15 protein-coding genes and 1 pseudogene are annotated in these 23525 nt (G+C 61.8%); 6 read left to right on the top strand and 10 right to left on the bottom strand.

All coding sequences use genetic code 11. The annotated features are described in order from the left end of the window. The first annotated feature begins 2 nt into the window (after window positions 1-2). The gene (locus ACIPUD_RS24415) at window positions 3-1364 is read left to right on the top strand and encodes a polysaccharide pyruvyl transferase family protein (RefSeq protein ID WP_240543968.1); all 1362 of its coding nucleotides are present in this window, start codon (window positions 3-5) and stop codon (window positions 1362-1364) included. Window positions 1365-1380: 16 nt separating this feature from the next. Here ACIPUD_RS24415 and ACIPUD_RS24420 read toward each other — a convergent pair whose 3' ends face one another. The 7 genes from ACIPUD_RS24420 to ACIPUD_RS24450 all read right to left on the bottom strand — a co-directional run bounded on the left by ACIPUD_RS24420 (window position 1381) and on the right by ACIPUD_RS24450 (window position 13622). Next, window positions 1381-2538 carry an acyltransferase family protein gene (locus ACIPUD_RS24420; RefSeq protein WP_204513788.1) on the bottom strand — a complete coding sequence of 386 codons (1158 nt, stop codon included), beginning with the start codon at window positions 2536-2538 and terminating at the stop codon, window positions 1381-1383. A gap of 194 nt (window positions 2539-2732) precedes the next feature. Then, entirely contained in the window at window positions 2733-6644 is a 3912-nt protein-coding gene (locus ACIPUD_RS24425) for an RHS repeat protein (protein ID WP_446481700.1), read from the bottom strand. 479 nt (window positions 6645-7123) lie between these two features. Then, entirely contained in the window at window positions 7124-8515 is a 1392-nt protein-coding gene (locus tag ACIPUD_RS24430; RefSeq protein WP_446481701.1) for a hypothetical protein, read from the bottom strand. Then, window positions 8512-9786 (bottom strand): glycosyltransferase family 4 protein, encoded by a 1275-nt coding sequence (locus tag ACIPUD_RS24435; protein ID WP_018458846.1) that lies wholly within the window; start codon window positions 9784-9786, stop codon window positions 8512-8514. Before ACIPUD_RS24435 ends, ACIPUD_RS24430 begins: the two co-directional genes overlap by 4 nt. A 27-nt stretch (window positions 9787-9813) precedes the next feature. Continuing rightward, on the bottom strand, window positions 9814-11169 hold the full coding sequence (locus ACIPUD_RS24440; protein WP_446481702.1) for a cellulase family glycosylhydrolase: 1356 nt from the start codon (window positions 11167-11169) through the stop codon (window positions 9814-9816). Between the two features lie 25 nt (window positions 11170-11194). Further along, window positions 11195-12376 carry a glycosyltransferase gene (locus ACIPUD_RS24445; RefSeq protein WP_446481703.1) on the bottom strand — a complete coding sequence of 394 codons (1182 nt, stop codon included), beginning with the start codon at window positions 12374-12376 and terminating at the stop codon, window positions 11195-11197. A 160-nt stretch (window positions 12377-12536) separates the two neighbouring features. Next, window positions 12537-13622: a glycosyltransferase family 4 protein gene (locus ACIPUD_RS24450; protein ID WP_446481704.1), complete on the bottom strand. Its 1086-nt coding sequence runs from the start codon at window positions 13620-13622 to the stop codon at window positions 12537-12539. A gap of 383 nt (window positions 13623-14005) precedes the next feature. Here ACIPUD_RS24450 and ACIPUD_RS24455 point away from each other — a divergent pair, with 383 nt between their 5' ends. The 3 genes from ACIPUD_RS24455 (at window position 14006) to ACIPUD_RS24465 (ending at window position 17415) form a co-directional block, all read left to right on the top strand. Further along, window positions 14006-15013 carry an NAD-dependent epimerase gene (locus tag ACIPUD_RS24455; RefSeq protein ID WP_026233673.1) on the top strand — a complete coding sequence of 336 codons (1008 nt, stop codon included), beginning with the start codon at window positions 14006-14008 and terminating at the stop codon, window positions 15011-15013. A 24-nt stretch (window positions 15014-15037) separates the two neighbouring features. After that, complete coding sequence (locus tag ACIPUD_RS24460) at window positions 15038-16450, top strand: mannose-1-phosphate guanylyltransferase/mannose-6-phosphate isomerase (protein WP_446481705.1); 1413 nt, start codon at window positions 15038-15040, stop codon at window positions 16448-16450. A gap of 74 nt (window positions 16451-16524) precedes the next feature. Then, on the top strand, window positions 16525-17415 hold the full coding sequence (locus ACIPUD_RS24465; RefSeq protein WP_446481706.1) for an aldose 1-epimerase family protein: 891 nt from the start codon (window positions 16525-16527) through the stop codon (window positions 17413-17415). 30 nt (window positions 17416-17445) lie between these two features. Here ACIPUD_RS24465 and ACIPUD_RS24470 read toward each other — a convergent pair whose 3' ends face one another. Then, complete coding sequence (locus ACIPUD_RS24470) at window positions 17446-18294, bottom strand: MBL fold metallo-hydrolase (RefSeq protein WP_446481707.1); 849 nt, start codon at window positions 18292-18294, stop codon at window positions 17446-17448. A gap of 246 nt (window positions 18295-18540) precedes the next feature. Between ACIPUD_RS24470 and ACIPUD_RS24475 the strand changes: the two genes are divergently transcribed. Further along, on the top strand, window positions 18541-19353 hold the full coding sequence (locus tag ACIPUD_RS24475) for a response regulator transcription factor (RefSeq protein WP_018455028.1): 813 nt from the start codon (window positions 18541-18543) through the stop codon (window positions 19351-19353). 232 nt (window positions 19354-19585) lie between these two features. On the opposite strand, the gene ACIPUD_RS24480 is transcribed toward ACIPUD_RS24475, so the two are convergent. Continuing rightward, window positions 19586-20404, bottom strand: a complete 819-nt coding sequence (locus tag ACIPUD_RS24480; RefSeq protein ID WP_247338864.1) for a transglycosylase SLT domain-containing protein — start codon at window positions 20402-20404, stop codon at window positions 19586-19588. An 85-nt stretch (window positions 20405-20489) separates the two neighbouring features. Then, a pseudogene (locus ACIPUD_RS24485) lies at window positions 20490-21631 on the bottom strand (alpha/beta hydrolase family protein). Window positions 21632-21772: 141 nt separating this feature from the next. Here ACIPUD_RS24485 and pgm point away from each other — a divergent pair. Next, window positions 21773-23419 (top strand): phosphoglucomutase (alpha-D-glucose-1,6-bisphosphate-dependent), encoded by a 1647-nt coding sequence (gene pgm / locus ACIPUD_RS24490; RefSeq protein WP_446481708.1) that lies wholly within the window; start codon window positions 21773-21775, stop codon window positions 23417-23419. Window positions 23420-23525 lie beyond the last annotated feature (106 nt).

The following is a 23525-nucleotide window of genomic DNA, read 5'->3' on the forward strand; positions in this document are numbered from 1 at the left end:
TCGTGAAGCAATTGATTCCGGTACCCGTTCGCAAGCATCTCCGAGGCTGGCTCAACAGCGCGAAGAACACGCCCTTTGCGGTCGATCTGCTCGAGTTGCGCAGGTGGCAGATCGCCAGGAAGGCTATCGGCGGCAGTGCCGCGCCGCGCAACAACCCGCGCCGGCTCGTCCTGCTCCCGTCCGACCCCTGGAGCATTCATCAGTCGCGCGGCGATGAGGCCATGATCGAGGCGGCCGTCGGCGAGATGAAGCAGGCCCATCCGAACATCGAGGTCTACATTGTCACCGCCACCAAAGCGGCAAGCGCGGAAGTGCGCGCAATGGGGTTCAAGCCGCTCGAATTTTGGAGGCAGCCGTTTTCCTATATGACGGTGGCGCAGGAGCTTTCTCTCACCAGGCCGGATTTCGGAATGGTTCTGGGGGCAGACGTGCTGGACGGCTACTATTCCCCCGTGGACGCCGCTCGCATGCTGCTCGTCGCCGATCTCATGGCAGCGTGCGGCGCCAAGGTCAGCGTGCTCGGATTCAGCTTCAACTCCCGTCCGGCCAAGGCGTTGCGCGAGGTGTTTCGGCTGCTCGATCCCGGCGTGGTCTTGAATTTGCGCGATGCACTATCTCTTCAGCGCTTCAAAGAGTTCGCCCCGAATCGTGCGCACCTCGTCGCTGATTCCGCATTCATGCTGGTGCCACAGGCGGAGACCGCGGCTGTGAAGCAGATTGCGGCCGCGATTGCGGAGCAGCGCAGGCAGGGACGCGACGTCTTTGTCTTCAATATCCACCCGATGTTGTTCAGGAAATCCGAGCCGGCCAAGCTACGGCGAATGATCGAACTCGCGGCGAGCGCAATCGAGCGCATGTCTCGAGAGCATAACGCGAGCTGGGTGTTGCTCGCGCACGACTATCGTCCGGAGATCGCCGACGACAATTGCCTTCGACCGCTGGCCGGTCGCCTGAGCGCAGCGCTGGGCAACCATGTTCATCATGTCGAGCACGTGCTGTCAGCGAGCGAGATCAAGGCAGTCGTCGGTCTGGTGGACGGCGTCGTCACCGGCCGCATGCATCTTGCGATTGCGGCTCTCGGACAGGGAACGCCGGTTGCGGCGATCACATACCAAGACAAGTTCCAGGGCCTGTTCGCTCATTTCGGTGTGAGCGAATCGCTTCTTCTCTCACCTGAGCAACTGCTCGCGGGAGACAATCTCGAGAAGTTTCTGCTGAGGTTCCTCGGCGCCTACAAGACGGCCGGCGCGCAGGTCCGCAATATGCTGCCGGCAGTCATGGAGCTGTCGCGCGCCAACATCGCTCCGCTGCGGGGCGATGGTTTGATGTCGGTTGACGCGGTGTCCGACGGTAAGGTCGCCTGAGGGAAGCGGGCGGACGTCAGTTGGCGGCCTGCTCCGTCTCGTCGAAACGCACGGACGTCTTGGTGACAGACGTCTTGTTGGTGGCAGGCGTCTTGGCGGACGATTGCACTTTGCGCGGCGATCCAAATCCGATGTCGGCCCCACGATTGATCAGCCGCCGCGCCGGGTTCTCGAAATAGGCATAGGTGCGATCGGCGATGATGGTCAGGATCGCGCAGCACGCGAGAGCAAAGAGGCCAAATTGATCCGGACGCAGACCAAGCGACGCCCACAACGGCTTGAATACGGCGATGAGGACGGCGTCGTGCAGCATGTAGATCGAATATGAAGTGTTGCCGAGCCGCCCGAGGAGGCGGCTGCCCGGAATTTGCACGAAAGCGCTCTCCCCGACGGCGGTGAGCAGGATCGCGCAGGAGAACAGAATGATGGCCAGATCCGGCTTGGCGAAGATGTTCAGGACAAGCACGGAGATCCCGAACAGGGCGATGCCGGCGAAGACGACCGGCTTGTGCCGATACGGGTGCGACAACCTGAACAATATGGCGAGCAGGATTCCATTCAAGAAGCTCGGCAGCGCACGGAGCATCCCGTAGTCATAATTGGCTCCATACATCTGCGATCGTTCTTGCCAGATCGGCAAATGGCCGTGGGCCAGGACCAGATAGAGCGCAGCGACGATGGCGGCCAGCACCAGCGGATGGACCTTGCGTGCAAGCAGCATAAGCAGCGGAAAGATCAGATAGCAGAAGAATTCCGCGCTGATCGACCAGGACGGAGAGTTGAAGCTCAAATGATCGGTAACGCCCCAGGCTTGAAGCAGCACGAGGTTGTACAGGAAGTCCAGCGGCGTCGACCTCGCCGATCGGTCCAGACCGAATCCGATCAGCAATACGAACACGAGTAAAGTCAGAAGATGCAGCGGATAGATCCGCGCAATGCGGCGGATCATGAACCGGGCATATGCCTTGAGACCACGCGCGTCAGACGGATAGGAATAGGAGATCACGAACCCGGACAAGATGAAGAACATGTCCACGAAAAGGCCATAAGATCCGTTCCAGACCGGTGCGATGCCGCTGTCGATGGTCTTCAGATGGAAAATGAAGACGCCGAGAGCGGCAACGAAACGATAGAAGTCGAGAACGACGAACCGTCTGGCTTCATTGGCTTCCATCGTGTGTCGAATTCCTTGCGTGACGCTACCTGCTGCTTAGCGGTGAATTGTGACGCAAGTTCGCTGGGCCGCGTTCGACGGCAGGCGGAATAGCCGTTATGCGGCTTATGCCTCGCGACAAGGCAGCCGCCTAATTATTGAACGGCGCCGGAACTTGCCTGAGCTAGTCCCGGCGCCTGAGATGTTCGCCGTGGTCAGACGAACAGGAAATCGTGGCTGGTCAGGCTGGCGACGTTGACGTTCTTCAGGAGGATCGAGTCGCTGGCCGAAAGCGTGACCAGGGCGTTCGCGCCAGACTGCGTGATTTGCAGATGGCTATAGTCCTGGGCGAGGAGCTTCGAGATCTCGATCACGTCGTGAGTGGCGGCGTTGCCGGCCTGGAAGTTGACGATCTGGTCTTGGCCGTGATCGTAGACGATCGTGGTCGAGCTCGGCGCCGCCGAGAACAGGTCGTTGCCGGCCCCGCCCTGGATCGTCACGCCGCTCGCCACCGCCGTGACGTTGTGCCAGCCATCGGTTTTGGTGGCGTCGAAGAACTGGAGTGCGTTGGCCGCATTGTAGTTCTCGTGTTGCGTCGTGCCGGCCTGTCCGTTGAAGTTGAACAGGAAGACGTCCTTCGAACCGTCGGCGTTGTTGGCGATCTCCTGGGTCTTGGAACCGGAGCCGTCGTAGATGTCGGTCAGCTTGCTGCCGTCGTTGTTGATGACCTGGGTATAGTCCAGGGTGCCATCGGCGTGGGTCCGGGTAAGCTCGACGATATGCCCGGAGGCATCGAGGTGCTGATGCTGCGTGGTGTAGGACTGCCCCTTGATGTTGTAGCTCCAATTGTCCGACGTGCCATCGGCGTTGGTAATGTAGGCGGCGGTCTTGACACCGTTGGTGTAGGCGGTCGTGGAGCTATAGCCGTCGATCTTCGTCGTCACCTCGCTGGTCAGAACGCCCTTGGCGTCGTACCAGTCCGAGATTTTGGTCCCGTCTGAGCTCTGGACAAGCGTGAAGGCAAGGCTGCTATCGGCGTGGGTGCGGACGATGTTGGTGAGGAAGCCGGTCGGATCGTAGCTGTCGTGCTCGGTCGTGTAGGTCTGGCCCACGATATTGAACTGGAAGACGTCCTTCGAACCGTTGGCGTGGTAATCGGTCTCCGTCATCTTGACGCCGGAGGCATTGTAGTTGCTCACCACGCTGCTGCCGTCGCTATTGACGACTTGGCTGTAGTCGAGCGACCCGTCGGCATGCGTGCGGACCACTTCGGTCGTGACACCGGAGGAGTCGAGGTGCTGGTACTGCGTGGTATAGCTCTGACCTGTTATATTGTAGCTGTAATTGTCGTGGCTCTGGTCCGCATTGGTGATGTAGGCCGCGGTCTTGACGCCGTTGGTGTAGATCGTCGTTGCGCTGTAGCCGCTCGTCTTCTCCAGGACCTCACTGGTGAGGATGCCGCTGGCGTCGTACCAGTCCGAGACCTTGGTGCCGTCGCTGCCCTGCTGCAGTTTGAAAGCCAGGCTGCCATCGGCGTGCGTGCGAACCAGCGAGGTGAGGAAGCCCGCCGCATCGTAGATGTCGTGCTCGGTCGTGTAGGTCTGGCCGGTTATGTTGAGAAGCCAGATATCCTTGCTGCCATCGGCGTTGTAGTCGGTTTCCTTCGTCCTCGTTCCGGCTGCGTTGTAGTTGGTGACGACGCTGCTGCCGTCGTTGTTGATGATTTGCGTATAGTCGAGCGTGCCGTCGGCATGCTTGCGGGTCACGGCCGTGACCTTGCCGGAGGGATCGACGTGCTGGATCAGCGTGCTGTAGCTCTGGCCGGTGATGCCATAGGCGTAATTGTCCTGACTGCCGTCGGCATTCTTGACATAGGCGTTGGTCTTGACGCCGTTGCTGTAGAGCGTCGTCGAACTGAAACCGTTGGCCTTTTGCACGACTTCGCTGGTGAGGCCGCCGGCGGCATTGTACCAATCGGTCGTCTTGGTGCCGTCGGTCGTTTGCGTCAGCTTGAACGCCAGGCTGCCATCGGTGTGGAGGCGCGTCAGGGTCGTGAGAAAGCCGGTCGTATCGTAAACGTCGTGCTCGGTCGCATAGTTCTGGCCCTTGATGTTGTAGGTCCAGACGTCCTTGCTGCGATCGGCATGGTAGTCGGTCTCGACCAGCTTGACCCCCGTGGCGCTATAGGTGGTGATCACGCTGCTGCCATCGCCGTTGTAGACCTGTGTCGAATCGAGCGAGCCGTCGGCATGGCTGCGGACCACAGACGTGACCTTGCCGGTCGAATCGAGGTGCTGGACCTGGCTCGTGTAGCTCTGCCCCTTGATGTTGTAGGTATAGTTTTCCTGGGTGTGGTCGGCGTTCTTGACATAGACCGTGGTCTTCACGCCGTTGGTGTAGATGGTCGTCGAATAATAGCCGTCTGACTTTTGCACGACCTCGCTGAGAAGCGTGCCGGTGGTGTTGTATGTATCGGTGGTCTTGGTGCCGTCGGTAGCGAAATGGACGGAGGTGGTCTTTATGCCACCGGTGTAGCCGATCGTGTCTTTGGACCCGTCGGTGTAGCCGATCGTGGTCGAAATAGGCAGTCCGCTTGCGTTCAGGCCGGTGTCCGCTTTCGACAGGAGGTTGCCGCTGGCGTCATAGGTTTTCGTGCTGCTCCAGGTCGCGGCCGAGTTCGTGACGGAGAAGGAATGGCCGCCCTGGATCTTGGACAGTGCGCTGCCGTAATGCGCGATCATATAGTCCATCGTCGCTTTCGAAGCGACGGGCAGGACATGCGAGTCGGTTAGCGTGATGGTTTGAAGCGCCGTCGACGTGCTCAGGTCGGACAGTTGCGGCACGATCTCGGCAGCCGTACCGCTGACACTGGTTCGGGTGTCAGGCGGAATCGGGGTGGTCGCGGGCGCGTCGATCTCGATGATCAGCGGGTGATCGCTGACCGGAATCGTAATCGTGCTGACGTCGGTGTAGCTCGCGATCGCGGTAGTTCCCGTCAGCGTGTCGTACACCTTGACCGAATGATGCATGCCGCCAAGATTCACCGTGACCGTCTGGGCCGGATTGGAGATCTCGGCATCGGCCGCATCATTCCAGAGCTTCGGCTCCGCCCAAACGACAAGCTCGTAGGCGCCATTGCTCTTGCCCAGCACCATGCTGTTGCCCAAGGCCGGCATGTTGCTCAGCGTGTAGTTCAATGGATTAGTCGGCTGCAGGCCGCCCTTGCCGTCATCGGCCAGAATGCTCGTCAGGTTGTGAATTGCCGTCGCGGCGAGCTTTGGCGTTCCGTCGGAGTTGAACAAGCCGAAGTTGGCTTCGGGATTGGTGTTGCTGGCGGACGAGTCGCGGTCGAACATCTCGTAGAGATAGGTCGCACTCACGCCAGCCTTGTAGGCATCGACCAGGGTGTTCAAGACCGACTTGGCTTGCACCGTCTCGTCGACTCCGAGATATTGGGTGTTGGCCTGGGTGGTGTAGCCGGTCTCCGTAATCACGACGGGCTTTCCCGGCGCCGCGGTCGAGACGGCGCTCAAGGTGGCAGCAAGTGAGCTGCTGGTCGTTAAGCTGGTGCTGACATAGGCATGCGCATTGGCGAAATCGGCCGAGCCCGACATGTTGCCGAGCTGGCTGTAGCCCTGGGGATCGTTGTAGGCGAGCGACAGATTGAAGACGGGAATGCTGGAAAGCGTGCCGTCTGCCTTGACCGCCTGATAGAGCGCGCTTTGGAACTGGGCCGCGGCGCCAAGGCTCGAACTGCCATTGTAGCTGAAGGGCTGGTGATTGGCCTCGTTGAGCCCCTCGATGGCGCTGATGCTGCCCGGATGGCTCGCCAAGAACTTCTCGAGCGACACGATATACTTCTGAAGGCCGGCCGCACCCAGCTGGGGCAGGGCGGAGGATACCAGGAAGTCGAACTTGTAGCCGGCAGCCGCCAGCCCCTCAACGACCGGTTGTGCGGCGGGGCTGGTTCCCATTGCGTCGCGGAGATGGGTGACACCGAGATACTTCAGGTCATCGACCATCAACGCGAGGTTATTGTAGTCGGTCCACCCGAAGCCGGCATGCGTGTTGACGCCGATGGAGTTGATGAAGCCGCTTGCGGAGAGGACGGTTTGATCTGACGACATTTCACACTCGAATTTCTACGCGAACGAAATTGCTCGCAGGGATTTGCGTTCAACCTTCTCGATCGAGTGTGAATTTCAGATAAAAATCGGAGCTACAAATCGAGAGCGATCAGCAGTTCCTCGCAGGAACAGCTCGACTCTGATTCAAGACAATAACGATGTCGTGCCGACGCAGCATGACCTCAACATGGCGCTTCCAAGAATTCGCAAGGTTTCACTGCTGAATATATGCGCATGTCGCGCTTCAATGATGCATGTGAGTTCGGGCGTGGATGCGGTGAAACTGTCAGGCCGACTCGATGCGCTGGTAGAATTTTGCCGGTACGAGCAAACCACTCAGTATTCTCGTACTGGTTGCCAGTGACTTTGCCGCATTTTGGGGCGAAGTAGAGAGTTCCACGATAGGAACTTCGCGAACCCGAGCGGAGTGTCAGTCGCCTCAGCTCCAAAGAGGATTTGCGAGGGGACCGGTCGACAGATCAGCTTGGGCGGGCCAGGAGGAGAAAGTTTCCGCGCCAGCCGACCGCAGCCGTGGCGATTGCGGCGATGATGATTTTTCCGGCAAGCCACGCCGCCGGTTCGCTCGGCGCATGACTTAACGATGCGATCACGATGGCGGCTGCGAGCGCCTGAAGCACCAAGGGCCAGCGCGGGAACGCATCGAACCTGAGGGTAGGGCCAAGCCCGGCCAAGATCGCTGCGAGCGTGGCGATCGAGGCGCAGGTGACTGCCGCTTGGGGTGACAGGCCGGCCCAGACGGCAACCAGGGAGAACGCCGCAACCATTGCCAGCTGCCCGGCAGCAACGAGGGCGAGCCTGGTCGCGAGCTTTTCCAGGTGGGGAACGACCGCGATCGTCGCCTGCAGGTGGGTATGGAGGAAGTAGAAAGCAGCGACCGCCGGCCCTGTCGCCAGGAAGCCCTCGACGCTCTCCCGCGGGACCAGGATGCGGGCCGCGTCCGGAATGAAGGCGACAAGCCCGCCCAGCAGGACGAGGGTTGTGCAGATCATGAACTCGAACATGTGCCGCGCCGATTGTCTCGACGTCGTGGCGCTCCCGTGCTCGAAATCATTGACCACTTCAGGATAACTCACGGTGTGGATCGCCGCATTGAGGACCCAGAAGGGACGTTGCAGCAGGTCGAGCGCAATGGAAAATCCTGCACCGGCTCCTGTGGCGCCGAGTCGCCCGACGACGATGATACGAAGCAGAACCGGCACGGACAAATGGATCACGGACGCGCCGGCTGCAAGCATGCCGTAACGCGAGAAGTCCTTCCAGTCAGCCAGCATTGTTCGCAGCGACACGCGATCCAGCGGCGTGCGATATGCGATGAGACCGGCAAGCAGCCCAAGCAGGTGACCCAATGCGATGCCGAGCAGCGTTGCTTCGGCCGTGCCTGAGATCATTCCGCCCGAGACGGCCCCGCCCAAAAGAGCCGTCGCACGCAAGGCAAGAAGGCAGGAGGCGGTCCCCAGCCGGTTCGACAGTCGTACCGACAAGAAGTACAAATCGGTCGAGCCCTGAAGAACGGCCACGCTCAGGCCGAGGACGACCAGCCGTGGCGTGAGGCCGCTGACCAAGGAGGCGCAGCTCCCGACCGCAACGAGCGCGCCGGCGCTCATGAGGGCCGCCGCAAAGAGCGACGATCTCAGTCGAGCCGCCTCGCTCTCCTTGGCGGCCGCAAGAAAGCGCAGCCCCGCGAGCTGCAGCCACTCGAACATGAGGACGCAGAGCAACTGGCTCGAGGCCATTGCGAGAGAATAATTGGTGTAGTCGGCGGCAGGCAGCAGGTGACTGATCACAAAGATCAGGATGATCGCTGCTGCGCTTTGGTAAACGTAGCCGGCGATCGCGAAGAGACGTGTCATCTCGGAATGAAGCTACTCTTTGCCACCGCATGCGCTTGTGGTACCCCGGCTATTGCCGGGCGCACGGACGACATCCGTCGCTGACGCAGTTGTTCATACAGGTTCTTGTACGACGACAATACGTCGGAAAAGATCCACTTGTTCGTGTCGGCGATAAGCCGACGGCTGATCTCGTCGATCTTGTGCGGGTCCGCGGCGATTTCGCGCATGCTCGTGGCCAGGGATTGTGGATCTGCTTCGGTCAACCACCCGGTTACGCCATGCTCGATCGCCTCCGGCATGCCGCCAAAGTGCGTACCGAGCAGCGGTCTGCCCGCCGCCTTGGCGTCGGCGACGACGAGCGGGCCGGGATCGTGCCAGATGGACGGAGCGACCACGACGTCGACTTGCCTGTAGAATTCATCGGGAGACACGAATCCCATGAACTCGACCCGTGCATGCGGCGCCAGTGCTCTCAGGCGCTGTTGTTCCTGATCGCCCAAGCGGCCGGCAATCATCATCCGGATCCGATCGGGCGGCAGCATGGCCAGCGCTCGCATGAGATTGTCGATGCCCTTCTCCTCGGTGATCCGTCCGATGAAGCCGAATGTCACTTCCGTCGTGCAGACAGGCCGCGGGTAGGGTGAGCGCGGCGGCTCGGTCGAGGCATTGCGGATGACGGTGCGGATTGGGGTCTCGGCAAACATGCCCATATCGGTGTGAATGGAGAGGACGCGCTCGCTGACGCCGACCACGGCATCGAGCCAATGCGTCGCCCGTTTGCGGTGGTACGTCAGGATCCCACAGCTCGTACAGGTGTGTTCGCAGGAGCGGCCCTTGTCGAAGCGGGAACAGCGTGGACACGTCAAATAATAATCATGAAGCGTATGCAGGACCGGAACTCCGAGCTTGGCGGCTACCCGCCAGATCGCCGTGGTCAGGCCCGATAAATTATTGGAATGCAGAACGTCCGGCTTGAAAGCGCGAATGCGCTCCGCGATCATCGGGGCCTGGATCTGCCAATCGTCGATCGCATGCCAGATGCTTCGTTTCACGACGTTCTTTTGCTCCGTGAACGGCGCATAGACGTTTTGCACCGGTGCGGAATAGACGTTGATACCGTTGCATAATTCACGGCCCTGCTCGGGTGCGGATGCGGCGCGCACCACCTCGACCTCGTCGCCGCGCTGAGCCAGGCCCTCGGCAAATCTCCGCGCGAAGATCTCTGCTCCGCCGACGATCTTTGGTGCCTGCGGGGTCGGATAAAGCGTGGATGTCAAAAGGATCTTCATCGCGTCAACCTCTTTGTGCCGATCCGATTACCGTGCCGGCCGTATATCCAGTGCGGGAATGGCGTCATTATTGGCGGCGATCAGGACCGGCGTGCTCGAAACCGGCAGCCAGATCCCGGAGGCTGGCCTTGCAGTTGCATCGCAGGGGGCCGCGAAAGTCGCGCCCGGCAGATCGCCTCTGATCCGGACCTCGTAGCGTCGATCCGGATCCTCGGACCAGACCGCGATTTTGCCGCCGGTGGTCGAGGATGCTCCGATCGACATCACCCCGTTGGCAAGGCTTCTTCGTTCGGCGGTTAGAGTGGAACGGACGAATGCCCAGGCGCCACGCGCCGCGCAGGCTACGGGTTTGGGCGAATTGTCGAAACGGTAGAGGCCAAAATTGTCCTCCAGCTCGGCTGGATTCTGACCACTATTTTTGAGCTCATAGATCCACATCCCCTTGAGCCAGCGCGCCGCTGTTGAGGCCCACAGGATGAGCTGTGCCGTGTTATCGGCCTGAGCCTGCTCGCTGACACCACATTTGTTCGCAGCCGTGGTCCAGCCAGTCTCGGTCACGTAAATGGGGAAGTCGGGATTGCCGCTCGCTTGGCCGACCAGTCGATGGAACGCCGTGAGCCGGTCGATAATCTCGGCCGAATTGCGCTTCGCCGGCGCCATGCAGAAATTGTAGAGATGAATCGAGGCGCCATCGGCGTATTGAAGGATGCCGGTTTGCAGCATCTTCTCCGTCCACGTCCAACCGGGATCGTCGCCGATCGCGCCGACGACGAAAGGTGCATTCGGCACCGCCTGCTTGACCGCGGGCCGTGCTACCTTCGCGAGGGCCAGGTAGTTGTCGGCTGAGAATGAAGGGTCCTTCTTGGCTGCCAGATTCCACTCGTTCCAGAGTTCGAAGATCGGGCGCTGCGGCGCGACCGATCGCGCGGCCGCTGCCGCATAGTCCGCGAACCGCTGCCGGGCTTCGTCCGTCGTCGGAGGCGACGAGTTCGGCACGAGGTGATGACCAAATGCAAGGATGAGGAGCGGCCGGGCGATGCCGGACTGAACCTGCGCGTCGAGCCTGCCCAACCGCGGCGTGAAGCCCATCCGACGTCCCGGCAATTCGAAATCAGACCAGGGAAAATCGTCGCGGAAGGCGTTAAAGCCCAGTTGCTTGATCTGGCTGACGTTCACGGAGGGCACGTAGCCTCGCGAACTGACCGGCCCTCCCAGTCCCTGATGGGTGCCGATACCCAACAGGAATCTGCTTTCAAGCGTCTGAGCCTGTTGAGCGCATGCCGGGACAGACAGAGAAACAGACGCGATGAGGCTCGCGATCCAGAGCAGCCTGTTGCGACCCAAGGTGCGGTGGCCTGCCATCGCCTGGATCATACCCGTCATCATTTCTCGCCTGCCGCAACTCACCTCAAAAAGGCTTCGAGAGGTCCGATTGCAGTGCCACGTTCTGCTCGACTCCGCTCTTGTTGTCGTCGAGGAGTTCGACATAGACCTGATGCAATTGGCGGTGTGTCTTCTGGACGTCATAAAACTGCTTGAAGCGATCGTAGCCGCGTTGCCCCAGGACCTTGAGATCCAGATCGAGCATCCGTCGGAAGCCGTCGATGAGAGGTTGAACCGCAACAGGTTCGCAAAGCACGCCGGTGACGCCGTCAACGACGATTTCAGGCAGCGCTCCGCTGTGGAAGGCCAGGATGGGCTTGGCCGCGCGCATCGCTTCCAGAGCGACGAGGCCGAAGGCCTCCCATCGTGACGGGATGACGACGAGATCGGCCGCCTCCAGCTGAGCCTCGATCTGCTGACGATCCAGCCAGCCTAGCAGCGAGACGTTGGCGGGAACCGCAGCTCCGTCGAACTTGTTGACCACGGAGGCGCCGACAATGCGAACATCCAGGACATCTTTGAGGGATCGTGCGGCCTCGATCAGGAGGTCGAAGCCCTTTTGTCGATCAAGACGGCCAATGAAAAGGACCTTGGCCTTCTTTGAAGTCCAATCTGTCGCAGCGCCGTACGGCAGTGGGCGGCTCTTGGAGATGCCATTGTGCACCAGGGTCAGACGGTCGGTCGGAATTCCCGCCCGGACCGCTTCATTGAATTCATCGCCGGAAATGCAGATGATACGATCCGACGTGCGGGCCAGAAGAGTCTCTGCAGCTTTTGCCGCCAGATGGCTCAGGCGGCCGGTCTCTCGCGAGAACGCCCAGCCATGCGGGCAATAGACGACGCGAGGACCTTCGGAACGAGCCGCCAACGCGGGCCTGAGAACGAGTCCGGCAAACGACGAATGGAGATGCATTACGTCGGGCTTGAAGGCGTCGAGCGCCTGCATGCTCGCCCGCAGCATCTGAAATAATCCGGCGATGCTGCGGCCCGATCTGTCGAAGGTCGTGATCTGGCTGTCATCGATTCCAACGAGGTCGTGGCGATGATCCGATGGCACAACATAGTGCACGTTCTCCGCGCCGAAGCTCGCTTGCTGCTGCGGATGCAATTCGTTCAGGTAGCTCGCTATCCCACCCCGGATGGTTTCCGCGACATGCAGCACCTTCACCGCCTGCCTTGCGGAAGATTGAGTTGGGAAGATCGACATGGCGCATCCTTAATTGAGCATCAACGGATGCGATCACAATCCATCCAATCCATAGCGAGATTTGGGCAGCGGTGTGTTGTTGTTGCGCCGCGATGCTGAAGCTCGCGTCCGTCGAAGTCGAACGTGCGCATGGAACTCGTTGGATGCTGAGCTGTGGTCGCTATGCGCGCGACGCGAGAAAATTCAACAGTGTTCGCGCCGACTCTTGCCACGAATATAATGCAAGACGATCTTGTTGCTTTCGGCGCTCCTGATCAGATATTGCGCCGATTGCCAACCTTTCGAGCATAAGCTGTTGCAGCGCTTGAGCATCGTTGGCGCAAAAATAAGCAGCTGCTTCGCCACACGTTTCCATCACCGCGTCAGCCGTCGAGGCTATGACCGGACAGCCGAAGATCATGGCTTCAAGTGGCGGTACACCGAAGCCCTCGTATAGAGAGGGAAAAACAAACGCCAGAGCGTGCGCATACAGAGCTGCAATCTCGCCATCCGCCAGGCGTCCTGCCAGAAGCAGGCCCGATTCGCTCTCGCCCAGATTGTCTTGAAATACCTTGCTGTTATCTCCGCCGACAATGACGAGGGGAACGTCCTTTCGTTCGAGCAGCCGCGCCGCCTCGATTGCAACGGCGAGATTCTTGTTCTTGGTTCTGGAGCCGACAAAGAGAAAATATTTTCCCGGCTGAAGCCCTAATCGTTCGAGAATACCGTGATCAGGCGTTGTGGACGCGAAATGCTCCGCGCTGTTGGGGAATATCGGAATGTCCGTTTTCGAAAGGCCAAGCATTGCAGCCAGTTCATTGCGAGAAAAGGCCGATACGGTCGCGATCGTGGCCCGGCGTGCAAGCAGGCGGCCCATCGTGCGGTGGACGGCCAAATAGCGCCAATTGAAGAAATCGGGCCGGCGGAAGACCTGTGCGTCGTGGATGACGACGATATGATCGCCATGAAACACAGGTCCGGCATTGGCTAGACTGATCAGGCGACCTCCAGCGGCGGCGCGCGCAAGTTCAATCTGATCCCAGGCATGTCCGCTCAGCCGTCCTATCTTGCGTATCTTGATGTGGGCGAGATTGATCGCTTCGCACGTCTCGCTCGGCACGAGCAATTGCCACTCGGCTCCTCTGAGGGCAGCGGGCGATTGGTCGGACGCAAGCAGGGCATCGATCGCTTTGACCAGTTCGGCGGCATAACGCTGAACGCCGGTCAGCTTTTGCGAGAGAAAGCGGCCGTTGATGAAAAGCTTCAATTTTGTGCCGTTCGGGTTGTCGATGCCACAACGCGTGGGTCGCGATGTGTGCTTTCGAACCAAATGTGAGCACGGAAAGAAGCAGCCCGAAGGCACGGAATTATGACGGCATCGGCCGCGTGATCGCGCTGTTCGTTCGGTGCTCCCCGGGAACACTTGTTGAAAGTCTTGCCGGGCAGCCGGGAGCCTTTTATGGACGCGCGCCTGATGTTGCGTCGGCAGGCAGAGGGCGCTCCCGTCTGGTTAACTTGGGGAAGGCTGACATCCGAAGCGCCCGGCATTAAGCTTGCCGATGCTAGGGGGCTGTTCTCCAATGCTGAACCCTTGCCTCTACCGGTTCAGTCTGGCAATGCGGTATATGAGGACGGACAACGGAGTTTATTTTGGCCCCCGTGGTGGTTACCGGCGCTGCCGGCTTCATCGGCATGCATGTCTGTGAGCGCTTGCTTGCGCGCGGGGAACGAGTTGTCGGCATCGACGCAGTGACCCCTTACTATGATCCCGCGCTCAAGCGCGCTCGCCTCGAGACGCTCAAGCATGAGGCTTTCACATTCCACGAGATCGATCTTGCAGACTTCGCTGCGGTGACGCGTGTGTTCGACGAGGTCTCTCCCGACCGCGTAGTGCACCTTGCGGCGCAGCCCGGCGTGCGCGCATCGATCGACGATCCCATCACCAGCATCCGCGCCAATTGTGATGGCTTCGTCACCGTGCTCGAAGCGGGCCGGCGCCACGGCCTGGCGCATCTCGTCTACGCCTCGTCGAGCTCCGTGTATGGCGCCAATCGCACCTTGCCGTATTCGACCGAGCATTCGGTCAATCATCCGGTCAGCCTCTATGCCGCGAGCAAGAAGGCCAACGAGCTGATGGCGCACACGTTCGCACATGTTCACAAGCTGCCGGTGACCGGACTTCGCTTCTTCACTGTCTATGGTCCATGGGGCCGGCCCGACATGGCCGCCTGGCTCTTCACGCGCGCGATCTTTGCGGGTGAGCCGATCAAGCTTTTCAATAATGGAAATATGTGGCGCGATTTCACCTATGTCGACGACATCGTCGAGGGCGTGATCCGCACCCTTGATCGTCCCGCGACGCCGAATCCCGCGTGGAACGCCGAGCAGCCGGAAAACTCGTCGAGCTATGCGCCGTATCGCGTCTATAACATCGGCAACAATTGCTCGGTCGATTTGATCGAGTTCGTCGAGACACTGGAGAAGATCATCGGCAAGCCCGCGATCCGCACGCTTTTGCCGATGCAGGCAGGCGACGTCCTCGAGACGCGCGCCGACATTTCGGCCCTGCAACGCGACGTCGGCTTCACGCCCTCGACGCCGCTGGCGGATGGCTTGGGCCGCTTTGTCGAATGGTACCGAAATTATCACCGCGTATAAACCCCTCTCTTGAGTAGCTTACACGTGTCCCAAAAAATTATCCCCCTGATCATGTGCGGCGGTGCCGGAACGCGGCTGTGGCCGGCTTCGCGCGAGGTGCGCCCCAAGCAGTTCCTGCCGCTGTTCGGCACGCGCTCGACCTTCCAGGACACGCTGTTGCGCGTCTCGGAGGCTTCGCTGTTCGATCGCCCGATCGTCATCACCAATGCCTCCTACCGCTTCATGGTGCTGGAGCAGCTCGCCGAAATCGGCATCGAGGCTGACGTGATCCTCGAGCCGATGCGGCGCGATTCCGGTCCTGCGATCGCAGCCGGCGCGGTGTTCGCGCAGAACCGCTCGAGTGAGGCGATCGTGCTCGCGCTCGCCGCCGACCACGTGGTGCAGGACAATGCCGCGTTCGTCGCGGCGTGCCGCCAGGGCCTCACCGCCGCGAGCGCCGGGCGCATCGTCACGTTCGGCGTCAAGCCGGAGCGGCCGGCCACCGAATACGGCTATATCAGCCCGGGCGAGGTCATTTCCGGCGAGGTGCACGCGGTCGCGCGCTTCGTCGAGAAGCCGGATGCGGTGAAGGCAGCCGACTACCTCAATTCCGGCTATCTCTGGAACAGCGGCAATTTCATGTTTCCGGCCAGCGTCCTGCTCGACGAATACCGCAAGGTCGATGCGGCGAGCGTGGAGACCATCTCCAATGCCGTGACCAATGCCGGTCGCGATCTCGGCTTCGTGACGCTGGAGCCCGAGGCGTTCGGCGCGGCCAAGGCGATCTCGATCGACTATGCGGTGATGGAGAAGACCGCGCGCGCCGCGGTCGTGCCGGTGTCCTGCGGCTGGTCCGACGTCGGCTCCTGGCACGCGGTGTGGGAATTGTCGGACAAGGACGCGCAAGGCAATGCCGCGCACGGCGCCGCCGTGTTCGAAGATAGCCGCAACTGCAACGTCACCACCGATGCCGCGCTGGTCGCACTCGAAGGCGTTGACGATCTCATCGTGGTCGCGACCGCGGACGCGGTGCTGGTCTCGCGTCAGAAGGATGCCAACGGGCTGAAGCGGCTGGTCACAAAACTCAAGGCGGTCGCACCGAAGGTCACCGAGGAGCACCTCAAGGTGCATCGGCCCTGGGGCAGCTACCAGTCGGTCGACAACGGCGAGCGCCACCAGGTCAAGCGCATCGTGGTGAAGCCGGGCGGGCGTCTGTCGCTGCAGAAGCACCATCATCGCGCCGAGCACTGGATCGTGGTCCGCGGCACCGCCCGCGTCACCGTCAACGAGACCGTCAAAAGCGTGCACGAGAACGAGTCCATCTACATCCCGATGGGCGCGGTACACCGGATGGAGAACCCCGGTAAAATCATGCTGGAGCTGATCGAGGTCCAGACTGGAAGCTATCTCGGGGAAGACGACATCATCCGGATTGAAGACGACTATCAGCGCTCTTGAGCAGAATGTCGCTCCAACATTCCGCGAACATTTAGAAATTGTCCTGCGAATTGCGATGATCGGAGCAGGCTACTATGACCGACGACACGCACACAATCCGCTGCGGCGGGCTCGCCGCGACCATCAAGGCGCAAGGCGCGGAGATGTGTTCGCTGGCGAGCGATGCCGGCATCGAGTTCGTTTGGCAGGCGGGGGCGGCCTGGCCGCGCCATGCGCCGCTGTTGTTTCCGATCGTCGGGCGTCTCGCCAATGACGAATTGCGGCACCGGGGCAGGACCTACCGGATGACCCAGCACGGCTTCGCGCGTGACAGCCGCTTTGCGTGGGTGGAACGTGGCGAAAGTCGCTGTATCCTGGTGCTCGAAGACAGCGAGACGACGCGCGCGCTCTACCCCTTTGCGTTCCGCCTGACGGCAACCTATGCGCTCGACGAATCCGGTCTCGATCTTTCACTCGTGGTCGCGAACACCGGCAAGGAGATGTTGCCGGCCTCGCTCGGCGGCCATCCCGCTTTCAACTGGCCGCTGCAACCAGGACTGGCGAAGGAGAGTTACGCGCTGAGCTTCGCGAACGCAGAGCCATCCCCCGTCCGCCGTCTCGACGGCGGCTTGCTGCGTCCGGCAACGGAGCCGAGCCCGGTCCAAGGCTCCGTGTTGCCCCTGTCAGAATCCCTGTTCGTCGACGACGCAATCATCTTCGATCGGATCGCGAGCACTTCGGTCCGCTATGCCGCGGAGCAGGGCGCGTCCACCGGGCCGTGGTTGAAAATGTCATGGCGCGGCTTTCGCGAGCTTGGCGTCTGGTCGAAACCGTCGGGCGCGCCGTTCCTCTGCATCGAGCCCTGGCGCGGCTATGCCAGTCCCGCCGGCTTCGACGGCGAATTCACTGACAAGCCGGGCCTGATGCACATCGCGCCCGGGACGGAAGAGCAATTGTCATTTCGGGTTGAGGTTGGATCGTCCTGAGGCCGGACGGCCTTCGCGCATCTCGAGTTCTCAGACCTCGATCCGCGTGAGGTCCTCGCCGAGCACGACAGGACCCGCGTAGTCCCGCCTGACATCCGCGAGCAGCGCATTCAGCATGGAATCATCGGTGCGAGGCCGGTGATGGGTCAGCGCGAGCTTCTTGACGCCGGCCTTGGCCGCGACCTTGCCGACTGTATCGCCGCAGGCCATCGTGAATTTGGCAAGCCGGCGCAGGTGCTCGTTGTCGATCTCCGGCGTGGCGAGAAAGCAGCACTGGACCAGCAGATCGGCGCCCTCAGCCAGTCGTTCGAGACCGGGGCAGGGCACCGTATCGCCCGAAATTGCGATGACCTTGCCCTCGGCCTCGAAGCGGTAGCCGAGACACATCCAGCGTGCGAGGAAGGCCGGCGACATGTCGAGGCCGTCGCCATGCGAGACGAGTTCGGCACTGATCTTCCATCGCCCGGTGTCGAGAACGGGGCCGGGTATAATGTCGGTCGCGACGACAGGTTTCCAGCCGCCGAAGCTCGGCTCGCCCTGATCGCGCCAGGCGATGTCCTTGTCGTAGACCTGCGTGACCAGCGTATTGACGAGCCGTTCGGTATCCGGCGGTCCATAGATGCGCAGATCGTCCTTACGCCCGTGCAGCCATGAATTGAGCATCACGTCGTAGAGGTCGCCGATGTGGTCGAAATGGTGATGGGTGAGAAAGACCGTGTTGATAGAGCCGAGCGGCACGCCGGCCTTGCTGAGCTGCACCATGACGCCGCGGCCTGCGTCGATCAGGATATTTTCTCCGCCGAGCCTGATCAGCGTTGTCGTCGCCATGCGGCGCGGGTCCGGGCGCGGGCCGCCGGTGCCGAGCAGGATGACTTCCATGGCGCCACCTCCTGGGGCAGACTTTTCGGGCGTTACAGTAGATTTGAAGCGTTTGGCGAGGCAAGCGGCCGTGGGACGGCCGTCAGCCCCCACAACAACCGCTTGTGCGGGGCTCCCGAACATGATGCGCGGGACGAGAAGTGTGGGCCAATTCATACTTAATTCGGCCAGATCGTGACCAATGTTGTTTGGGCGCGATAACGCGCCTAGTGTTGCAGCAGGCAATTCGAGGGGGCTCGAACAGTCGTGAATGTACGTTCACAGGACGGCGCGCTCGGCGACCTGAGCATCCAGGCCAGTTCGCAAGCACACAGGACATCCAACATCGTGGCTGATTCCGCAGTTCAGGAATTGCGTGTCGCTGGCCGCGAGCGGCTGATCGTCGTCGAGGACGATCCGGTGACGCGGACGATGCTGGTCGGCTATTTCAGCGAGAACAATTTCGACGTGGTCGGCGCCGGCTCCTGCGCGGAATGCCGCCAGGCGCTGCGGACGCGGACCGATCTCGTCTTCCTCGACGTGCAGCTGCCCGACGGCGACGGTTTCGATCTCGCCAAGGAGATCCAGGCGACCAGCAACGCGGGCATCATCTTCGTGACCCGCCGCGACACCGACGTCGATCGCATCCTCGGCCTCGAGGTCGCGGGCGACCACTACGTCACCAAGCCGATCGATCTGCGCGATCTGCTCGCGCGCGCGCGAAGCGTGCTGCGGCGGCGCTCGATCGACCGCAAGGCGGCGCGCAACCACAATTCGATCGCCTTCGGCGACTGGATCATCGACCTGACGCGGCGCGAGCTGCTCGGCAGCGACGGCAAGCCGGTGGCGCTGACGCGCGCCGAATTCGACCTGCTCGCGGCGCTCGTCGGTGCCGACGGCAGGCCGCTTAGCCGCGACTATCTGATCGAGGTCGTCAGCAATCGCCAGGCCGAGGTCGACATCCGCACCGTCGATGCCTTGGTGGCGAGGCTGCGCCGCAAGCTCGTCGGCAGCGGCACGCCCGTCATCACCACGGTCACCGGGGTCGGCTACAAGCTCGCGCTGAGCGAACGGCTCTAGAGCCGGGCGCAGCACGAAACGGTGCCGGCTGAGCCGTCGGCTTCAGCCACTGAAGCCGACCAGGAACCGAATGGCGAGAAAGGCCGACAGCGCCACGGCGCCGGTCGCGAAGATTGCAAACAAAACTCTCAAACTATTGTGCATGATCTCTATTCAGGTTCGGTTTCAAAGTCCGGTTTCAAAAATGTCGTTCGTCCAATCGCTGCTCGTCTCAAGGCAGGCGACTCTAATTCTATTGGCGTGATGCGACCCGTTTCCACTTGGCTTCGACGCGAGCCTTGATGATGCGGACCCGGGCTTCCTGTGCTGCCCAGTATGCCCTGCTCGCGACCGCCGTGCCTTGACGATAACGTGCGTAAACGTCCTTCGGCTGTGCCGGTCTGTTTTGATTGTGCGCTGATTTCTGATTGTGCGCCGACTTCGAGACGGTGGGCGCCGGAGTTGGCGCCGGTGCCACATCTGGGACGGCGGCAGCCTGGTTTCCCACATTCGTCGAGTTCATGGCGACAAGACGATTGCGGGCGCGATTACAGTAGACCTGGGAGCGCGGCGTCATGGACTCCTCGTCATGACCGGCTCGATATTTCATCAGGGCGCGGCAAAGGTCCCCGCCTGCCAGGCGCCATGCGCGGCTCAGATAGAGAACGCCATAGTGGATGTTGATATCGGGCTCTGCGAGCTCTGCGTTATGTCCCCGAAATCCGAGCATCGCTGCCGTTTCGGGTCGAATTTGCATGAGGCCGATCTCGCCGACGGCGCCAATGGTGCCCGGATTGTATCCGCTTTCAACGAAGACGACGGCCTCCGCGATGTCGGCGGGCAGATCGGTCCTGGCCGTTTCTCTTTCGATAATTTTTCGAATCGCCGCCCGCGAGGCCGGCGTCTCTCCAGCGCCGAGATCTGCATCGTGACCGCCAGCCGCCAATGCCGGTTCCGCGGCGTTCAGAGCGCTGCCCTGAGCGTGCACGGAGGTGGATGCCAACCAAAGCACAGCGATCGCAACGTGTGTCCACGCCGCGCGGGCATTGATGTGTGTTCGATCCCGCAGCATGGACATGTATTATATCTTTCGAGTTAACAACCGATTTTCTGGCGGCCTGGCTCGGACGGCGCGACCGGCCAGCGGCGCAATGAAGCTATCGCGACCGCGAGCTCTGGTCGGTTGATGTGCAGGCGCAGCCCCGGCCAATTTGTCGTCGACCGCATAGAGCGTGCAGGCGGGCGACCATTTTGTGCAGGCGCCAAGTGAATCGCGCTGGGCGTCGTCGACGGTTGCCCGCCCCGAGCGCCAGCCGTAACCGCCGTTCGGCGACACCGCAAAAGCCTTGTGCGGCACCGTGCTGGCGAGATAGCGCGCGAATTCGGCACGCGCGGCCTCGCTGAGCTGGCCCGGCGGCGCGAGCGGATCAGGCGGGCTCAGGATATCTTGGCCGAGACCTCGCTCGCGCAGGAAGGCGTCGAGATATGGCGTCCATTGCGGACGGCTGACCACCGAATAGAGATAGTGGCCGTCGTCGCCGTAAGGCGGCGCTGCGACGAATTTCGCGTTGCCGCCATTGGCGCGAAATCCGTCATGGAGGCGGCGCGCGAGCTCGGGACCGAAGTACGAATCGTTGGCGGCGTAGACCCACAGCATCGGCGCACGCGAGGTTTTGCCGAACGTGGCGAAGGCCTGCACCAGCCCGTTGGGATTGCAGACGTCGTCGTCGTCGCGCGAGCCGCGCCCGCCGGCAAAGCTGATCGCGGCGACGAGACCCGCTGGCGCCTGCGCGGTCAACGCGACGGTGGCGAACCCGCCGGCGGAATGACCGGCTGCGATCATGCCTGATGTGGTGACGTCGGCCCTGCGCGCCATCGCCTCGATCGCCGCGCGCAAATCCGCAACCGCGACCGCCGCCGCCGGCAGGTAAGCGGCATTGGCGCAGCCCCCGACGCTGTCGACGCGCCCGCCGGGCGAGGTGCCGTAGCCGCGCCGCATCACGATCAGCGCGGCGAAACCGCGCCGGGCATATTCGAGAGCGATGTCGTAATATTTGTGCGCGGACATCGTCGCGCGATCGTCGAAACTGCGCGGCGAGCCGTGGCTGAGCAGCGCGAGCGGATAGCGCCTGGTCCCGGCCGGCCGGACCAGGAACGCCTCCAGCCCCTGCGGTCCGGCCTCGGCCATCGGGATACGCAAGTCCTCGGTGTAGAACTCCGCGGCCATTGCATCGGGCACGATGCCAGCCGTCGCAAACCAGGCCATCAGAACAACCAAGAGCCTCTGAAACAGCGTCATGCCCCGACTCGAAAAGCCCCGATCAAAAGACCATAGCATGATCTCAGGAACGGCCGCCCCATCGCGGGTGTTGTGCTCTTGGCGGGGGCTTGGCCGATGCTATGGTATCGCGCAATTCTACGACAGGACGAGGTATATCCAGTGGCTGATGTTCATCCCGCGGCGGGCAAGCAGGCCTCGCCGGACGCGCTCACCAACGTTCCGCGGCTGGTGACGGCCTATTTCGCCGGCAAGCCTGATGTCGCCGATCCCGCGCAGCGGGTGGCGTTCGGCACCTCCGGCCATCGCGGCACCTCGTTCAAAACCAGCTTCAACGAGGGCCATATCCTCGCGACGACGCAGGCAATCTGTGATTACCGACGTGAAAAGGGGCTGACCGGTCCGCTCTTTATCGGCATCGACACCCATGCGCTGGCCGAGCCGGCGCTGGTCAGCGCCGTCGAGGTGTTCGCGGCCAACGGCGTCGACATCATGATCGACAAGGACAGCGGCTACACGCCGACGCCGGTGATCTCGCATGCGATCCTGACCTACAACAAGGGGCGCACCTCGGGCCTTGCGGACGGCGTCGTCGTCACGCCCTCGCACAATCCGCCCGAGGACGGCGGCTACAAATACAATCCGCCGCACGGCGGACCGGCCGACACCGATGCGACCTCCGTGATCGAAAAGCGCGCCAACGCCTATCTCGCCGACGGCCTCAAGGGCGTGAACCGCATCGACTACGCCAGGGCACGCAAAGCCGCGAACGTCCACGCCTATGACTACGTCACGCCCTATGTCGCCGATCTCGGCAACGTGGTCGATCTCGACCTGGTCAAATCGGCCGGCGTCAACATCGGCATCGATCCGCTCGGCGGCGCCGCCGTGCATTACTGGCATCCGATCATCGAGCGCTACGGCCTGAAAGCGACCGTGGTGAACGAGGCGATCGATCCGACCTTCCGCTTCATGACGGTGGACTGGGACGGCAAGATCCGCATGGACTGCTCCTCGCCTTATGCGATGGCGAGCCTGATCGCGATGCGCGACCGCTTCGACGTCGCCTTTGCCAACGACACTGACGCCGACCGCCACGGCATCGTGACGCGCACCGGCGGCCTGATGAATCCGAACCATTATCTCGCGACCGCGATCTTCTATCTGTTCGCGCACCGCCCGAACTGGGGCAAGGGCGCCGCGATCGGCAAGACCGTGGTGTCGAGCTCGATCATCGACCGCGTCGCGAAAAAACTCGGCCGCAAGCTCGTTGAGACGCCGGTCGGCTTCAAATGGTTCGTCGATGGCCTGCTCACGGGCGGCTTCGGCTTTGGCGGCGAGGAGAGTGCAGGCGCCTCGTTCCTGCGCCGCGACGGCACGGTGTGGACGACCGACAAGGACGGCATCATCCTCGGCCTGCTCGCGGCCGAGATCATGGCCAAGACCGGCCGCGATCCGAGCCAGCTCTTCAACGACCTCACTGCCGAGTTCGGCGTGCCCCATTACGCGCGCATCGACGTCGCCGCCACCACGCCGCAGAAAAACATCCTGAAGTCCGTCACGCCCGAGCAGCTCGGCCTGAAGGATCTCGCCGGCGATCCCGTCCGCGCCACCCTGAGCAAGGCGTCCGGCAACGGCCAGCCGTTCGGCGGCATCAAGGTCGAGACCGATTTCGGCTGGTTCGCCGCAAGGCCGTCAGGCACCGAGGACGTCTACAAGATCTACGCGGAGAGTTTTCGCAGCCCCGAGCACCTGAAGGCGATTCAGCAGGAGGCTCAGACAGGGTTGGCGAAGGTGTTCGGGGCGTAGTCGTCGAGCCAAAGCGCCGCTGCCACTGCTCCCCCGGGGGGGGGGGGGGGGGGGGGTCTAACCCCCCAAACAACTGGTTTAAACACCCCCAAAAGGGGGTTACCAA

This window comes from Bradyrhizobium sp. CAR08, from assembly GCF_052871955.1.